General features: G+C 67.2%; 15 protein-coding genes. 6 read left to right on the forward strand and 9 right to left on the reverse strand.

Features of this window, described 5'->3' with window-relative positions; translation table 11 throughout:
- Positions 1-81 precede the first annotated feature (81 nt).
- The 3 genes from tviB to coq7 all read right to left on the reverse strand — a co-directional run bounded on the left by tviB (position 82) and on the right by coq7 (position 3,947).
- Positions 82-1,356, reverse strand: a complete 1,275-nt coding sequence (gene tviB / locus ODI_RS18935) for a Vi polysaccharide biosynthesis UDP-N-acetylglucosamine C-6 dehydrogenase TviB (RefSeq protein WP_067754582.1) — start codon at positions 1,354-1,356, stop codon at positions 82-84.
- 131 nt (positions 1,357-1,487) lie between these two features.
- On the reverse strand, positions 1,488-2,591 hold the full coding sequence (locus ODI_RS18940) for an MraY family glycosyltransferase (protein WP_067754579.1): 1,104 nt from the start codon (positions 2,589-2,591) through the stop codon (positions 1,488-1,490).
- 690 nt (positions 2,592-3,281) lie between these two features.
- Entirely contained in the window at positions 3,282-3,947 is a 666-nt protein-coding gene (gene coq7 / locus ODI_RS18945) for a 2-polyprenyl-3-methyl-6-methoxy-1,4-benzoquinone monooxygenase (protein WP_067754576.1), read from the reverse strand.
- Between the two features lie 162 nt (positions 3,948-4,109).
- On the opposite strand from coq7, the gene ODI_RS18950 reads away from it, so the two are divergent.
- The 5 genes from ODI_RS18950 to ODI_RS18970 all read left to right on the forward strand — a co-directional run bounded on the left by ODI_RS18950 (position 4,110) and on the right by ODI_RS18970 (position 9,279).
- Positions 4,110-4,553: an OsmC family protein gene (locus ODI_RS18950; RefSeq protein ID WP_067754573.1), complete on the forward strand. Its 444-nt coding sequence runs from the start codon at positions 4,110-4,112 to the stop codon at positions 4,551-4,553.
- Positions 4,554-4,604: 51 nt separating this feature from the next.
- Positions 4,605-5,399 (forward strand): thymidylate synthase, encoded by a 795-nt coding sequence (locus ODI_RS18955; RefSeq protein WP_067754570.1) that lies wholly within the window; start codon positions 4,605-4,607, stop codon positions 5,397-5,399.
- Positions 5,396-5,914 (forward strand): dihydrofolate reductase, encoded by a 519-nt coding sequence (locus tag ODI_RS18960; protein ID WP_067754567.1) that lies wholly within the window; start codon positions 5,396-5,398, stop codon positions 5,912-5,914. Before ODI_RS18955 ends, ODI_RS18960 begins: the two co-directional genes overlap by 4 nt.
- A 47-nt stretch (positions 5,915-5,961) precedes the next feature.
- A complete protein-coding gene (locus ODI_RS18965) occupies positions 5,962-7,146 on the forward strand; it encodes an amidase (RefSeq protein ID WP_067754564.1) in 1,185 nt (394 codons plus the stop codon).
- 222 nt (positions 7,147-7,368) lie between these two features.
- Positions 7,369-9,279, forward strand: a complete 1,911-nt coding sequence (locus tag ODI_RS18970) for a DUF945 family protein (protein WP_067754561.1) — start codon at positions 7,369-7,371, stop codon at positions 9,277-9,279.
- A 75-nt stretch (positions 9,280-9,354) separates the two neighbouring features.
- On the opposite strand, the gene ODI_RS18975 is transcribed toward ODI_RS18970, so the two are convergent.
- Complete coding sequence (locus tag ODI_RS18975) at positions 9,355-10,581, reverse strand: glycoside hydrolase family protein (protein ID WP_067754558.1); 1,227 nt, start codon at positions 10,579-10,581, stop codon at positions 9,355-9,357.
- Positions 10,582-10,759: 178 nt separating this feature from the next.
- Between ODI_RS18975 and ODI_RS18980 the strand changes: the two genes are divergently transcribed.
- Complete coding sequence (locus ODI_RS18980) at positions 10,760-11,518, forward strand: IclR family transcriptional regulator (RefSeq protein ID WP_067754555.1); 759 nt, start codon at positions 10,760-10,762, stop codon at positions 11,516-11,518.
- A gap of 35 nt (positions 11,519-11,553) precedes the next feature.
- On the opposite strand, the gene ODI_RS18985 is transcribed toward ODI_RS18980, so the two are convergent.
- Genes ODI_RS18985 through ODI_RS19005 form a run of 5 tightly spaced genes read right to left on the reverse strand, consistent with a single transcriptional unit; the run spans position 11,554 to position 15,553 of the window.
- Entirely contained in the window at positions 11,554-11,982 is a 429-nt protein-coding gene (locus ODI_RS18985; protein ID WP_067754552.1) for a MaoC family dehydratase, read from the reverse strand.
- Complete coding sequence (locus ODI_RS18990; RefSeq protein ID WP_067754754.1) at positions 11,979-13,175, reverse strand: CaiB/BaiF CoA transferase family protein; 1,197 nt, start codon at positions 13,173-13,175, stop codon at positions 11,979-11,981. Before ODI_RS18990 ends, ODI_RS18985 begins: the two co-directional genes overlap by 4 nt.
- A gap of 20 nt (positions 13,176-13,195) precedes the next feature.
- Positions 13,196-14,353, reverse strand: coding sequence for an acyl-CoA dehydrogenase family protein (locus ODI_RS18995; RefSeq protein WP_067754549.1), 1,158 nt, complete (start codon positions 14,351-14,353; stop codon positions 13,196-13,198).
- On the reverse strand, positions 14,350-15,141 hold the full coding sequence (locus tag ODI_RS19000; protein ID WP_067754546.1) for an enoyl-CoA hydratase/isomerase family protein: 792 nt from the start codon (positions 15,139-15,141) through the stop codon (positions 14,350-14,352). Before ODI_RS19000 ends, ODI_RS18995 begins: the two co-directional genes overlap by 4 nt.
- Positions 15,142-15,145: 4 nt before the next feature.
- Positions 15,146-15,553: a MaoC family dehydratase gene (locus ODI_RS19005; protein WP_082985344.1), complete on the reverse strand. Its 408-nt coding sequence runs from the start codon at positions 15,551-15,553 to the stop codon at positions 15,146-15,148.
- Positions 15,554-15,562: the final 9 nt, after the last annotated feature.

The following is a 15,562-nucleotide window of genomic DNA, read 5'->3' on the forward strand; positions in this document are numbered from 1 at the left end:
CTGTTGCCGGGCCGCGCCAAGGCGAAAGGCTGCCCCTTCCTGGGGGCAGCCGGCCGCCAGCGCGGCAAGGAGCGTGCGCGCTTACAGGCGCAGGTCCGCGTCGTGCGAGGGCAGCACGTACTTCAGGTCGTACAACACGTGCTGGTCCTTGCCCAGCTTCCGGATGGCGTCCGCGCCCATTTCCACGAATTCGCGGTGCGAGACGGCCAGGATGATGCCATCGTAGTAGCCCTGCTTGGGCTCGGTGATGGGGGTGATGCCGTACTCGGCATGGGCCTCTTCGGCCTCGACCCACGGATCGTAGACGTCGACGTTGACGTTGTACTCACCCAGCTCGTTGACGATGTCCACGACACGCGTGTTGCGCAGGTCGGGGCAGTTTTCTTTGAAGGTCAGGCCCATCACCAGCACGCGCGAACCCTGCACGTGGATGCGGCGCTTGGTCATGGTCTTGACCAGTTGCGACACCACGTAGGCGCCCATGGAATCGTTCAGGCGGCGGCCCGCCAGGATGATCTCGGGGTGATAGCCGATGGATTGCGCCTTGTGGGTCAGGTAGTACGGGTCCACACCGATGCAGTGGCCGCCGACCAGGCCCGGACGGAAAGGCAGGAAGTTCCACTTCGTGCCGGCCGCCTTCAGGACGTCTTCGGTGTCGATGCCCATCTTGTTGAAGATGAGCGCCAGTTCGTTGATGAGCGCGATGTTGACGTCGCGCTGCGTGTTCTCGATCACCTTGGCGGCTTCGGCCACGCGGATGCACGAGGCCTTGTGCGTGCCGGCAACGATGATTTCGCGATAGAGCGCGTCGACCAGGTCGGCCACTTCGGGCGTGGAGCCGGACGTCACCTTCTTGATGGTGCTGACGCGGTGTTCCTTGTCGCCCGGGTTGATGCGCTCCGGGCTGTAGCCGGCGAAGAAGTCTTCATTGAACTTCAGGCCCGACACGCGCTCGAGGACCGGGACGCAGTCTTCCTCGGTCGCGCCGGGATAGACGGTGGACTCATAGATGACGATGTCACCGCGCTTGAGCACTGCGCCGATGGTTTCGCTGGCCTTCACCAGAGGGGTCAGGTCGGGCTGCTTGTATTCGTCGATCGGGGTGGGAACGGTCACGATGAAGACATTGGCCTCGCCCAGCTTCTCGCGGTCGGCGGTGAAGTTCAATTGCTTGGCTTCAGCCAATTCGGCGCCATCCACTTCCAGCGTGTGATCGTGGCCACCCTGCAATTCCTTGATGCGGCGTTCGTTGATGTCGAAGCCCAGCACCGGACGCTTCTTGCCGAACTCAACTGCCAGCGGCAGGCCGACATAACCGAGGCCGACGATCGCTAGCTTGATGTCCTGAATACGCAAAATGACTCTCCCTTGCCGTGATGTGTGCGGCATTGTAAGAACCCTATAGGGGGGTGGTGATGGTAAATCGGCGGACCTTCGCCGGCCGCCAGGCAGCCGCCGGCGAGTGTCCAGGTTTCATGATGGGGGGTTCAGTCCGAGCGCAGCACCGACGGCAGCAGCAGCCAGCCGGGCCGGCGCCACGACACGAGGCGTGAATAGAGCCAGATGTATGCCGACGCGAACACGACCAGGCTGGCGCACAACGCCCAGGCGTTGTCCCAGAAGATCGTGGCGGGCACCAGGCCGATGAGCGTCAGCACCCAGAGATAGGGTGAGGCCATGGCATTGCAGAGCGCGGGCACGGCATGACGGCTGCGGCGGCTGAAGGTGACGCGCACCAGGCGGCGGAAGACCAGTTGGTGCAGGTGCAGCGCATCGGGCTGATCCACCGGCACGCCCCGCTTGAATCGGCGGCGCCAGATGGAGAACAACGTTTCGAAGACCGGATAGAACAGCACCGCCAGCGCATAGAAAGGCGACACCGAGGGGTTGCGCACCACCAGCAGCACCGCCAGCTCGGCCAGCATGAAGCCCAGGAAATACGCGCCGCCATCGCCCAGGAAGACCCGGCCGAAGGGGAAATTCCAGACCAGGAAGCCCAGCGTGGCAGACGCCAGCGCCAGCGAGATCAGGAAGATGGGCATGTCGCCCACCTGGAGCGCGACGAGGCTGATGGACACGGCCATCAGCGTGGCGACCATGCCCGCCAGGCCGTTCATGCCATCGACGATGTTCAGCGCGTGCGTGCAGCCGCCAACCGCCACGACGGTAAAGAGCAGCGACACCGGCCAATAGGCCAGGATCCAGTCGGCCCAGGCAAAGCCCACGCGCGCCACGCCACCCAGCAGCCACCATGCGATGGCCGCGGACAGGAAGGCCGCAAGCAGGCGCTTGCCGGCGCCGATGTCCTTGGTGATGTCCTCGAGCAGACCCGCCACGAAGACAGGCAATGAGGCGACGAACAATGCAGGCCAGAGCCAGGTCAGCGTCATGTTGCTGGGCCCGAGCACCAGCAGGCCCGCCAGCGTGCCGGCCAGGACGGCCAGGCCGCCCACGCGCGGCGTGGCGCGTGCATGCGACGCCTGCGGCTTGTTGAGATCGGAGTCGCCCGTGTAACGGCCGTGCCATCGCTCGGAAGCGACGATGAGCCCGCCCACCATGAAGGCGACCACGCAGATATAAAACCAGGTCACGAAATACCCTTTGATTGGAACTGCTCACTGAAGCCGGCAGCGCCCAGACAGGCGCCGCCAACCCAGGCAGCATTATCGGCGGCAGGTGTAACGCCGCTGTATGTGAGCAATGTGCAAATGCAAAACGCACCCACAGAACGTAACCACGCTTATGGCTGGCGCGGGTTTCCGGGCCGGTAGGCGAATATGAATATTCTACGACTGCGCCGGGCGCCGCGGCGTTCAGCCCGGATGAAATCACGGAGGGGTGGGAAAGCGGGGGTAACGGCCGTCCCCCGGGGCAGAACCAGAGGCAGGAAAAAAAAGGGCCCGAGATCCAAGGATCTCGGGCCAAATCCACCAAAGGAGGAGGGTGGAGGAGACAACCGGGGCATGTCGGGGCGGGCGCCTGGACTTCAGGGCCGGGCCACTTGCAGGTCGGGGTTTTTACCGCTTGGGGTTCAACCTCGCCAACCGCGTTTCGACATCCGTGAATGAATAGTAGAAGAGTTTTTTGTGCAATGCAAGAAAATTTTTTGGCCCCGCAGACAGGGCGAAAAGATGTCGCATTTTTGCAAGCCGGAAGCTTATTCCCTATGAGCATATCGATCATGCTCATGAGGCAAGCATCCCTGCGCCAGGGTTAACCCGGTTACCGAAGCCGCGCGCCCAAAAAGAGATTGCTGCGACGCACCAATCCCGAACACATGGTTACAGACGGTAGGCCGTGCCCGTCATCACCTTGGACATCAGGCGCATGGCCCCCCGCACCGGGGCAGGCAAGGGCACCGCCCCCCCCTTTTCGGCCGTCTGGCGATGGTGGATTTCGTCTTCCTTCATCCGGGCGACGATCTTGCGCGAACGGGTGTCGCCCTGCGGCAGGGTTTTCAGATGGCCATCCAGATGCTCTTCCACCTGCCTCTCGGTCTCGGCCATGAATCCCAGGTTGCGCGGCACGCCTGCCCAGCCGGCGATCAGTCCCAACCCGAAGGAGCCGGCGTACCAGACCGGATTGAATACGCTCGGCCGGCTCTCCAGCTCGCCCAGGCGATCCGCGCACCAGACCAGGTGATCGACCTCCTCCTGCGCGGCCTCCCGCAGCAGCGTACGGGTGCCTTCGTCGCGGCACACCGCCGCCTGCCCCCGGTAAAGGGCCTGCGCGCAGACTTCCCCCACGTGATTGACGCGCATCAGGCCTGCCGCGTGGCGGCGTTCGGCGGGGCCCAGGGCGGCATCCTCCTCGCGCTGGTGGCGTCCCGCAGGATTCGCGCGTGACGCGGTGGCCACGCCGGACAGCACCTCGAGCGCCCGATTCGCCTCGGCAATGAGCGGATCGATCCAGGTCGAACGGCGGTAGAAGGCGGACGGGGTGGTCATGCGGACGACTCCTGCGAGGGAAAAGGGAAAGCGGGCTCCGTGGCGAAGCCGTGGCGCCATTGTAGAAGAGCCCCCGGCGTGGCCGTGGCCATGCCCGCCGGCCGAGGGACGGCGGGGTATGATGCTTCTCAACAAATTCGACAATTCTGGATGGATACTGGCATGGAATGCACAGTCGACTGGGGCGGCCCCTCTGGCATGCTTTTCGTGGCGCGCACCGGCAGCGGCCACGTCGCGGCGATGGACGGCGCCCCGGAGGGCGGTGGCAACAATCTCGCCCCGCGCCCCATGGAGATGCTGCTGGCGGGCACGGGCGGCTGTGCCGCCTACGACGTCGTGCTGATCCTGAAGCGTGGCCGCCACGCCGTCACCGGCTGCAGCGTCGCCCTCAAGGCCGACCGCGCCGACACCGACCCCAAGGTCTTCACCCGCATCCACTTCACCTTCACCGTGACGGGCGCGAACCTGCCCCAGGCCGCGGTCGAACGCGCCGTGGCGCTGTCGCACGACAAGTATTGCTCGGCCTCGGCCATGCTCGGCAAGACCGCCGAGATGAGCTGGTCCGTCGAGATCGTCGACACCGCCGCGGCCGCATCCGCCGCCTGATTCCACCGCCCTCCACCGTGCGGCCCTGCCGCGCCACCCAAGCAACAGGCCATGCAGCAATACGAAGACTTCATGCGCCATGTCAACGAGCATGGCACCGTCAAGACGGACCGCACCGGCACCGGCACCCGCTCGGTGTTCGGCTACCAGATGCGCTTCGACCTGTCGCGCGGCTTTCCGCTCGTCACCACCAAGAAACTGCACACCAAGAGCATCTTCATCGAGCTGCTCTGGTTCCTGCGCGGCGACAGCAATGTGCGCTGGCTGCAGGAGCAAGGCGTCACGATCTGGGACGAGTGGGCAGCCCCCGACGGCGAACTGGGACCGGTATATGGCGTGCAATGGCGCGCCTGGCCCACGCCCAGCGGCCAGCACGTGGACCAGATCGCACAGGTCATCGCGCAGATCCGCAGCAACCCCGACTCCCGCCGCCTGATCGTGTCGGCCTGGAATGTCGGCGAGATCCCGCAGATGGCGCTGCCGCCCTGCCACGCCTTCTTCCAGTTCTACGTCGCCGACGGCAAGCTGTCGTGCCAGCTCTACCAGCGCAGCGCCGACATCTTCCTGGGCGTGCCCTTCAACATCGCCAGCTATGCGCTGCTGACCCACATGGTGGCGCAGCAATGCGACCTGGAGGTGGGCGACTTCATCTGGACCGGCGGCGACTGCCATATCTACAGCAACCATGCCGAGCAGGTCGCGCTGCAGCTGTCGCGCGATCCCTATCCGTATCCGACGCTGAGGATCCAGCGCAAGCCGGCGTCGATCTTCGACTACCGCTACGAAGACTTCGTGATCGAAGGCTATCAGTGCCATCCCCACATCAAGGGCGCGGTGGCCGTATGAGCACAGCCCGGACGCCACTGCTGACCCTGGTCGTCGCCTATGCGCGCAACCGTGCCATCGGCCGCGACAATGCCCTGCCCTGGCGCCTGCCGGGCGACCTGGCCCATTTCAAGCGCACCACGCTGGGCGCGCCCATCGTCATGGGCCGCAAGACCTGGGAGTCGCTGGGCCGCCCCTTGCCGGGCCGGCGCAACATCGTCATCAGCCGTGACGCGGCCTATGCCGCGGCGGGCGCCGACGTGGCTGGCAGCATCGACGCCGCGCTCGCGCTGGCGGGTGACGTGCCGGAAGTCTTCGTCATCGGCGGCGCGCAGATCTACGCGCAGGCGCTGGACCGCGCCGACCGCATCGTCGCCACCGAGGTCCATGCCGAGGTCCAGGGCGACGCCTTCTTCCCGCCCCTGCCCGCCGAAGGCTGGCGCGAAGTCTCGCGCGCGGCCCAGCCCGCCGAGAACGGCTACACCTACGACTTCGTGGACTACGCGCGCGACCGCGTGCCGCCGCAAGCCGCCTGACCCCGCGAGCCGGCGTGTCCGGCGCGCCCTTCCCCGCTCCCGCTCCCATGCTGCTCGATCACGATCCCGCCCGCAGTTTCCTTCCCTATCCCGCCGTGCAGGTGCCGCACGCCCCACAGGGGCCGCTGGCCGGCCTGGACTTTGGCGTGAAGGATCTCTTCGACGTCGCGGGCTATCCCACCGGCGGCGGCAATCCACATGTCCTGGCGCGCTCTGGCATCAAGGCCGTCAATGCCGCGGCGGTGCAGCTTGCGCTGGACGCGGGCGCGCGCTGTGTCGGCAAGACGCATACCGACGAACTCGCCTTCTCCATCAACGGCCGCAACGCGCACTTCGGCACGCCCCGCAACGGCGCCGCGCCGGATCGCATCCCGGGAGGCTCCAGCTCGGGGTCGGCCTCGGCCGTCTCCAACGGGCTGTGCGACTTCGCGCTGGGCACCGACACCGGCGGCTCGGTGCGGGTGCCGGCCAACCACTGCGGCCTGTATGGCATCCGCCCCACCCATGGCCGCATCCCGCTGACGGGCAGCCTGGACCTGGCCCCCAGCCTCGACACCTGCGGCGTGCTGGCCCGCGATGCCGATGTCTTCGCGCGGGCTTGCGCCGCCCTGCTGGGCGAGGACGCGCAGCAACGCGGCCAGCCCCGGCTGATGCTGGCCGAGGATGTCTACGCCTTGCTGGAACCCGAGGTCCGCGCGGTGCACGCGCCCCTGCTGGAAGCGCTGGCTGCGCGCCCGCAAGGCCTGGCGCGCGCCACGGTGGCCCAGCCTTCCTTCGACGCGCTCTTCACCGCGTTCCGTCACGTGCAGGGCCACGAGGCCTGGCAGGTCGACGGCGCGCTGATCGACGGCGACGGCCTGCAGCTGGGCCCTGGCGTGAAGGAGCGCTTCGCGTTCTCGCGTGAGGTCACCGACGCGCAATACACGCAATACAGTGCGGCGCGCGCACGCTTTCGCGACACCCTGGCTGCCCTGCTGGGCGAGGACGGCGTGCTGGTGCTGCCCACGATGCCGGATGTCGCCCCGCGTCTCGACGAAGCCGAGGAAACGCTGGATGCCTACCGCAACCGGGCGCTGCGCATGCTGTGCCTGGCAGGCCTGTCCGGCTTTCCGCAGGTGTCGGTGCCTGCGCTGCGGCGCCTGGATGCGCCGCTCGGCGTCTCGTTGCTGGGACCGGCGGGCAGCGACCGCTGGCTGATCGGGCAGGCGCTGGCGCTGCTTCCTGCCGCCTGAGCCGCCCCAGGCGTGGCTCGGCCCGGCGCTGCCACGTCTTGATGCATCTTTTCCCTTGATTGTGCGCCGCAAGCAGCGTGCGGTCGATATACTGCGTCCCGGGAAAGAACCTGAGCGCCGGACATCGCGCTCGCCTGCCGCCAGGCCTGACCTGGAGAAAAAAGAAGCGCCGACACGGCGCCCCGTCCAGGACGAAGCCGGCAGCCACCTTTTCGGGAAGCCATGAAGAAGACTACTGCGGGACTGACTGGCCTGGTCGTACTGGCCGCTGCCTATACGGGCGCATCCTGGTACACGGGCAAGCGTATCGAGGCCAAGCTGGCCGACACCGTTGCGCAACTCAACATCCAGCTGCGCCAACCCGATCTCGAACCCCTGTACGCACAGATCGAGACCGTTGCCTATTCGCGCGGACTGTTCAGCAGCGAGGCACGCTACGCGCTGGTGCGCCAGGTGCCGGCGCAGGAAGGCGTGCCGGCCGAGCCGCCCGTGCGCATTGGCTTCGTGAACAAGATCGCCCACGGTCCGCTGGCGCCTGCCGCCATTGCCCGCGGCAATTTCGCGCCCGGCCTGGCCCACATCGACACCGAACTGGAAAACGACGAGACCACCGCCGAGCTCTTCGCGCTGACGAAGGGTAGGCCCTTCCTGTCGGGCAGCACCCGGGTGACCTTCTCCGGCGGCTCGGACACGCGCTGGGCGCTGGCCCCGATCGACACGGAAAAGAACGGCGCGCGCGTCGAGTTCAGCGGCGCCACGCTGAACGCCAAGATGGACGCCGACCTGATCGCCATCGACGGAACGGGCGAGATGGCCCGCGTGGCCATCACCGACGTGGAAGGCCAATCGGCCGTCATCAGCGACCTGAAGATGGCCGCCAAAACCACCCCCGGCCGCCACAAGCTGGGCGTGGGTGACAGCTCCGTCACCGTCGCCTCGATGGAAATCAAGACGCCGGAAACGCCGGCGGTCAAGCTGGAATCCCTGTCGATGAAGGCGGTCGCGGGCGAGGAAGGCGAGGCTGTGTTCGGCACGGTCGAGTACGGCGTGGGCAAGATCCTGGTGCAAGACAAGGACTTCGGTTCCGTCACCACTGCGGTTCGCGTGGCCGGCCTGCCCGGCCAGACCGCCAAGCGTCTCCAGGAGGAATACAAGGCCTTCATCGAGCTGGTCGCCAAGGGCGACGACGCCGACGCCGCGGCGCTTGACGCCGCCCAGCAGAAGCTGCTGGTCAGCGCCAACGAGATCCTGGCCGCCAAGCCTTCGTTCAGCATCGACCCGGTGCTGTGGAAGACCCCGCAAGGCGAAAGCCGCTTCGACCTGAAGCTGGCCATGCAGGCGCCCAAGCAGCCGATCACGAGCGCAGTCACCCCGCGCCAGTTGCTGGAAGCCGTGGCGTCGCTGGACGCGTCCGTGTCGATCTCCCAGGCCATGGCCACCGGCGTGACCGCAGCGGTGCTGGAAACGCAGGGCCTGGACGCCGCAAGCGCCCAGCGTGAGGCGCAGAAGCAGGTAGGCACGCTGGCCGGCATGGCCGCCATGATGCAGATGGGCGTGCTCGAGAACGGCAACCTGGTGTCGCGCATGCGCTACGCCGATGGCACCATCGACCTGAATGGCAAGCAGACCCCCATCGAAGGCTATCTGGAAATGCTGGGCCCCGAGGCCGACCAGCCGCTGAGCTTCGAACCGGCACTGGCCGACGGCGAAGACGAGCTGGGCAGCCTGGACCCCGAGCGCATCGCCGGCATCCTGGAGCAGAATGGCTACACCGTGGAAACCACCCAGGACGACGTGGGCGACCCGCTCATCGTCGTCACCGCCGGTCCCGGCGGCGCGCTGGCGGGTGACACGCTGGTGGAGTTCTACGGCTGCGAAAGCGCCGACAGTTGCCAGGACATGCTCATCAAGACCGTCTTCGACACCGAGCCGCCGGTGCCGCTGCTGGCACTGAACGACTGGAACGCGAACAACCGCTGGACGCGTGCCTACCAGACGCCCGAAGGCGAGACCATCCTGGAGATGGACGTGAACGCGCAAGGCGGGCTGGGCGCGGAAGCCCTGGAGAGCATGCTCTTCGGCTTCATGGGCCTGTCCGGGGAGTTCGCCGAGCTGATCGGCGCGACGCCCTGAGTCCTCGACTTGGCTGCGTGAGAACAAAGGCCGCTCCCCGGAGCGGCCTTTTGCATGGCTGGCAGCGCCTTGCTGTCACGGCTGCAGCGCCGCCGGCCCATGCGCCGGCAGCAGCCGGCCCGGCATTGCCGCGCGCGCCAGTGCCTCGGTGAAGAAGTAATCGCCGAACAGCGTGGCGCTGACCACGCCTTCCCGGTGCGGCCGCGAGTAGCAGCTGTTGCGCAGCAGGCCGCGGTGCGTGTCTTCGGTGGCGAACTCCTCGCGGCACAGGCCCGCCAGCGTGTCCAGGCCTCGCGCTCGCCAGGTCTCGCGGCGCGCCGGATCCGGATGGACATCTCCCAGTTCAAGGAAGGCCGACGCCACGATGGCCGAGGTTGCCGTGTCCTTGATGGCGGCGTCCTCGCCCTGCGCGTCGAAATCCCAGGGGGGCACCAGCCTGTCGCCCAGCTTCGCAAGATAATAGGTGGCGGTGCGCTCGGCCAGTTCCAGGTAGTGGCGCTTGCCGGTTTCGCGCGCCGACTCGACATAGCCATAGATGGCCCAGGCCTGGCCGCGCGCCCAGTCCGACTCGTCGCCGGAACCCTGGAACGTGAAGCCGCGGGTACGCGCCCCCGTCGCCTCGTCGTACTCCACCGCGTGATAGGTGGAATCGTTGGCACGCAGGAAACCCTGCTCGGTCATCGCGGCATGGGCGTCGGCGGCCAGGCGGAAGCTGGCGTCACCGCTATGCCTTGCGGCCCAGTACAGCAATGGCAGGTTGGCCATGGTGTCGATGGCCGAACTGCGCCGGCCGCGCGGATCGTCCAGCGGCCCCCAGGAAGACAGGTACGCCCCGCGCGGCGTGGTCACCAGGCGCGCGCGCAGGCGGCTGGCTGCCTGCAGCGCCACGTCCGCGTACCAGCGCTCGCCGGTGATGTGGAAACCTGGAATGGCGCTGCTTTCGAAGATGAAGCCGATGTCGTGGGTGTTGCCGTCGTCGGCGCGCTGGGCCACCAGCTGCATGCGCTCGCGCGCCCAGGTGCGAAAGCGCGCCTCTCCGGTGTGCAGGTAGGCCGTCCACAGCAGTCCCACCCAGAATCCGCAGAACCAGTTGCCGTGGCTCCAGGCCTCGCCGCTGTAGCCCGCCGAGCGCGAGGCCGGCATCAGCACCCACTTGCCGTCGGGCGCGGTGACGTAGGGAAATTCCACGCCCAGCGTGGGTTCGTCGGCGGCCACCTTCTCGGCCAGCCGATCCAGGGTGCGGCTGAACAATTGCTGCTGCGCCGTGGTCAAGGGGCGGCCCGTGTCATGCTGCTGCGCCATCTGTCTGTCTCCTCGTTGCGTATCGGGTCATTGGTATCGGGGGTTGGGATGCGCGAAAAAAGTGTATATATTCCTGCCTGAACGAACAATATCCTGTTCTCGTTTCTTTAATTTTGGAATATCAGGCGCCTCATCCAGGTCTTGCCTGACCTTCCCACCCCTTGCAGAAGGACCGGCCATGCTCGAAAAATCCGCCGTACCCGCCATCGACCGCGCCGACGTCATCCTGAAGCTGCTGGCGGCAAGCCACGTACCGGTACGCACGACCGAGCTTGCCCAGCAGTGCGGGCTGGCCAAGAGTACGCTGTACCTGCTGCTGGACTCGCTGGAGCAACGCCGCTGGATCGAGAAAAGCGGCGGGGGCTACATCATCGGCGTCGGCCTCTACGTCCTGGGCGCGGCCTATGTGCGCCACGATGGCCTGCAGAACGCCTTCCGCATCGCCGCCGCCGACTATGTCTCCGAGCACAACGAGGTCATCCAGCTGGCCACGCTGCAGGGCAACGAAGTCGTCTACCTGGCGCGCGAGGACGCCCGGCGGCCGGTACGGCTGGTCTCCGACATCGGCACCCGCCTGCCCGCGCATGCCTGTGCGCTCGGCAAGATCCTGCTGGCCCAGCTGAGCGACGACGAAGTCAGGCGCGTGCTGCCCGACACCCTCGTCAGCATTACCGAACGCACGCTGACCAAGCCCGCGGAACTGCTGCGCGACCTGGCCGACGTGCGCAAGAGCGGACTGGGCCGCGACCTGGAAGAGGTGGCCGCGGGGCTGAACTGCTTTGCCGTCTATGTGGGAGAGACCTCCATGGGCCGGCCCATCGCGGTCAGTTCCTCCATTCCCATCGACCGCATCGACAAGCGCCGCGAGAAGGCCATCGTGCAGAGCCTGGTGAAGGTGGCGGCCCAGATCGCCGCGCGGGTGGGCGCGCGGCGCTGAGCCGGCCGGAGCACGGTGCGCGGCCACGGGCAGGTTCAGCGCCAGGGCAGCTCCTTGAGCGCCGAACGGCCCGACATGACGGGCGTCTCGCCGTTCTTCAGCACCTGTGTCTCCATGACGAGGATGCGCTTGGCGTCCTTTTTCTCGACCACCGTCACCGTGACGGACAAGGTATCGCCGATGTGCACCGCGCCCAGGAAACGCAGTTCCTGCCCCACATAGACAAACCCCGGGCCCGTCAGCCGCGTGTGCGCGGTGGACACCAGGGCGCCGGTGAAGAGCCCGTGCACGACGCGCCGGCCAAAGACCGTCCGCGCCGCGAAGTCATCGTCGCGATGCAGCGGATTGTCGTCGCCCGACAGGGCTTCGAACACATCCACGTCCACCGCCGTCACCTGTCGCGTCAGGGTGTGGGCATGTCCCACCGCGATCTCTTCATAGGTCTTGATGCGCGCGCCGCTCACGGTGCCACCCCCGCATCGCAGGATTTCGCCACGCCTTCTTCCAGCCATGCGCCGATCTGCGCGTCGCTGTAGCCCGCCTCGCGCAGCACCTCCTCGGTGTGCTCGCCCAGCCGTGGCGGCACGCGCCGCAACGCGGGCGCCTGGCCGTCGTAGCGCACCGGATGCTGCAGCACGCGTATGGTGCCCGCGCCCGGATATTCGATGGGCAGGATCACGTCGTTGTGCAGCACCTGCGGATCAGTCTCGACCTGCTCATAGTCATTGACCGGCGCATACCAGACCCCCTCCGCGTCGAACACCGCCATCCAGTGCTCGGTGGTCCGCGTGCGCAACGCCTCGCCCACCGCGGCGTGGACGGCCTGGCGGTGCGTCATGCCGCCGCGCTCGCCGTACTGCAACAGGTCGGGCCGGTCCAGCACCTGCGCCAGCTTCGGGATGGGGCTGATGGACAGGGCGATCCAGTGGTCGGCCGTCTGGTAGACGCCGTAGGGCGCGCCGTGGAAGCGGCTGCCCATCGCAGGCGACGCACGGTCCCACAATGGCCCCTTGTTCATGTAATAGCAGAAGGGTTCGATCTGCAGGTCCATGGCCGCATTCAGCAGATTGCTCTCGACCTTCTTGCCCTTGCCCGTGGACTCGCGCTCGTACAAGGCCGCCAGCACGCCGAAAGCCGCCAGCACGGCCGCATGCTGGTCGACGATGGCGGAGCCCACCGGCACCGGCCCTGCCTTGGCATCGCCAGACAAGGTCGTCAGCCCGCTCATGGCCTGCAGCAGCAGGTCCTGTCCCGGACGCTTCAGGTAGGGGCCCGACGAGCCATAACCCGTGCAGGAGCAATAGACCAGGCGCGGGTTCAGCCGGGACAGCGCGTCATGGCCCAGGCCCAGCTTGTCCATGACGCCAGGCCGGTAGTTCTCGATCAGCACGTCCGCCTCGGCGGCCAGGCGCTGCGCGATCTCCCGGCCCTTGGGTGTCTGCAGATCAAGTGAAATGCTGCGCTGGTTGCGGTTGGCCAGCATGAAGAACACGCTGACGCCCTCCACGAAGGCGTCGAAGCCCGCCCACTGGCGCTCCCAGGCGCCGTGCGCGGGCTCGACCTTGATCACGTCGGCGCCCGTGTCGGCCAGCATCTGCACGGCCGACGGCCCCTGCAGGAAATGCGTGAAACTCAATACCTTGATGTTGTTCAACATGGTGTCATCCCCCTTTTCATTCATGCGTTGAGCAGTTCGCGCGCCAGGATCATGCGCTGGATCTCCGAGGTGCCTTCGACGATCTCCAGCACCTTGGCGTCGCCGAAAGCGCGCGCCACCGGGTATTCGCTGATGACCCCATAGCCGCCGTGGATCTGCACGGCCTGGTGCGCCGCGTCCATCGCCTTCTCGGTGGCGAAGAGCTTGGCCATGGACGCCTGCGTGGCGAACGGCTGTCCGGCATCCTTGCGCCGCGCCGCGTCATACAGCATCAGGCGGGCTGCGTGTGCGTGCGTGGCCATGTCGGCGACCTTGAACTGCAAGGCCTGGAAATCCGCCAGCGGCCGGCCGAAAGCCTTGCGTTCCTTCATGTAGGCGATGCTGCGGTCCAGCGAGCCCTGCAGGATGCCCAGGCCCAGCGCGCCGATCAGGATGCGGCCCGTGCTGATCTGCGCCAGCGTCTGGCGCAGGCCGGCGCCACGCTCGCCCAGCAGGTTGGCCGCCGGGATCGCGCAATCGGCAAAGGACAGCTCGCACGTGCTGGACGCGCGCCAACCGATCTTGGTGAGCTTGCGCCCGCAGGAGAAGCCCGGCGTGCCTGCCGGCACGATGAAGTTCGAGATCTCCTTGCGCCCGTCCGGGCGTTGCCCCGTGACCGCCGCGATGACGACGGGACCCGTGACATCGGTGCCGGAATTGCTGATGAAGGTCTTGGCGCCGTCGATGATCCAGCGTCCCTCGTGCTGGCGCGCGCGGGTGGAGATATTGGCGGCATCCGAGCCGGCGTCGGGCTCGGACAGGCCGATGGCGCCGACCTGCTCGCCGCCCAGGATGGGCGTGAGAAAAGCGTTCTTCTGCTCGGGCGTGCCGTACTGGTTGAGCAGGCTCGCCACGGTGGAGTTCGCCATCAGCGAGTTGGCGATGGCGCAATCCACCCGCGCCAGTTCTTCCAGCACGATGACGAAGGACACCCAGCTCCCGTCGCCGCCGCCCCACGCCTCCGGGTACGGCAAGCCGGTGAAGCCCAGCTCGCCCGCCGCCCGCCAGATGCCGTAGGGAAAGCCCTCTTCCTCCCAGAGCGACGCCGACACCGCCGCGACTTCCTGTTCGGCGAAACGGCGCACCGCCTCGCGGATGAGGTCATCCTCCATGACCGTGTCCAGCGTTGCCTCGTTCATGCCTGCCCTCCAGACGTTGATTTACGCGCCGCGAATTGCCTCAGGCCCGCCCGGGCATGCGGGGTGCCGACATTGGCGGCGTACGACGCCGCCTCGAAATCCATGCCTGCCGCCAGCGGCAGCTCGGCGGCCCGCTGCACGGCGCGCTTGGCCATGTGCAAGGCATAGGGATGGCGTGCCGCCAGGGTGGCGGCGAATGCCAGGGTTTCCTCCCGCAGCGCCGCCGGTTCGCACACCCGCGTCAGCAATCCCCATGCCTGGCACTGCGCGGTGTCGTGCACCTGCCCGCACAGGACCATCTCGCGGGCCCTGGCCAGCCCCAGCCATTGCACCGCCAACTGCGTGCCGCCCCAGCCCGGCAAGGTATCGAGCGTGATCTCGGGGAAGCCGAAAGCGGCCGTGCGCGCGGCCAGGATGAAGTCGCAAGCCAGCACCAGCTCGAATCCGCCCCCCAGCGCCAGGCCGTTGACCATCGCGATGACGGGCTTGGGCGATTCGTGCAGGCGGCGCAGCAAGCGCTGGCCGCGCAGCATGTCCGCATGCGCGGCCATGGCGTCCATGTCTGCCAGCCGCGCGATGTCGTTGCCGGCGGAAAAGGCGCGCTCGCCCGCGCCCGTGATGACCAGCACGTGCGTGCCATCGTGCGCCAGCGCCGCCTCGACCCCCTGCTCCAGCGCGGCAAGCAAGGCATCGGAGAACGCGTTCAACTTGCGCGGGCGATTCAGGACAAGCAGGCGCACCGCGCCCGCCTGCTCCACCCGCAAGACGTCCGTCTCTGCGTGGTCCATGGCGTCACAGGACCTTCAGGTAGGTCTTGCCCTGGGCCACGACCACCCCGTCCTGGTTGGTGACCGAGGCGTCGAAGATGCAGGTGTTGCGCTCCTCCTCCTTCTCGGCCAGCACCAGGCGCGCCGTCACCGTGTCCCCCAGGAATACCGGCGCCTTGAAGGTCACGTCGTAGCGATACGACACCGCCCCGGGCGACGGCGCCTTGGCGGCCATGTGTCCCATGACCGTGGCCAGGAAACCCACCGACAGCGCGCCCTGCGCGATGCGCTTGCCGAACTGGGTGCCCTTGGCGTACTCCTCGTCCAGGTGCACGCCGTACATGTCGCCGACGATGCCCGCGAAGCCGTACACGTCGTATTCCGAGACCGTCTTGGAGAACTGGCTGCTGTCGCCCAGGGCATAGCAATCCATGTGCGCACG

The sequence above is a fragment of the Orrella dioscoreae genome (assembly GCF_900089455.2).
In the GTDB taxonomy this organism is placed as follows: domain Bacteria; phylum Pseudomonadota; class Gammaproteobacteria; order Burkholderiales; family Burkholderiaceae_B; genus Orrella; species Orrella dioscoreae.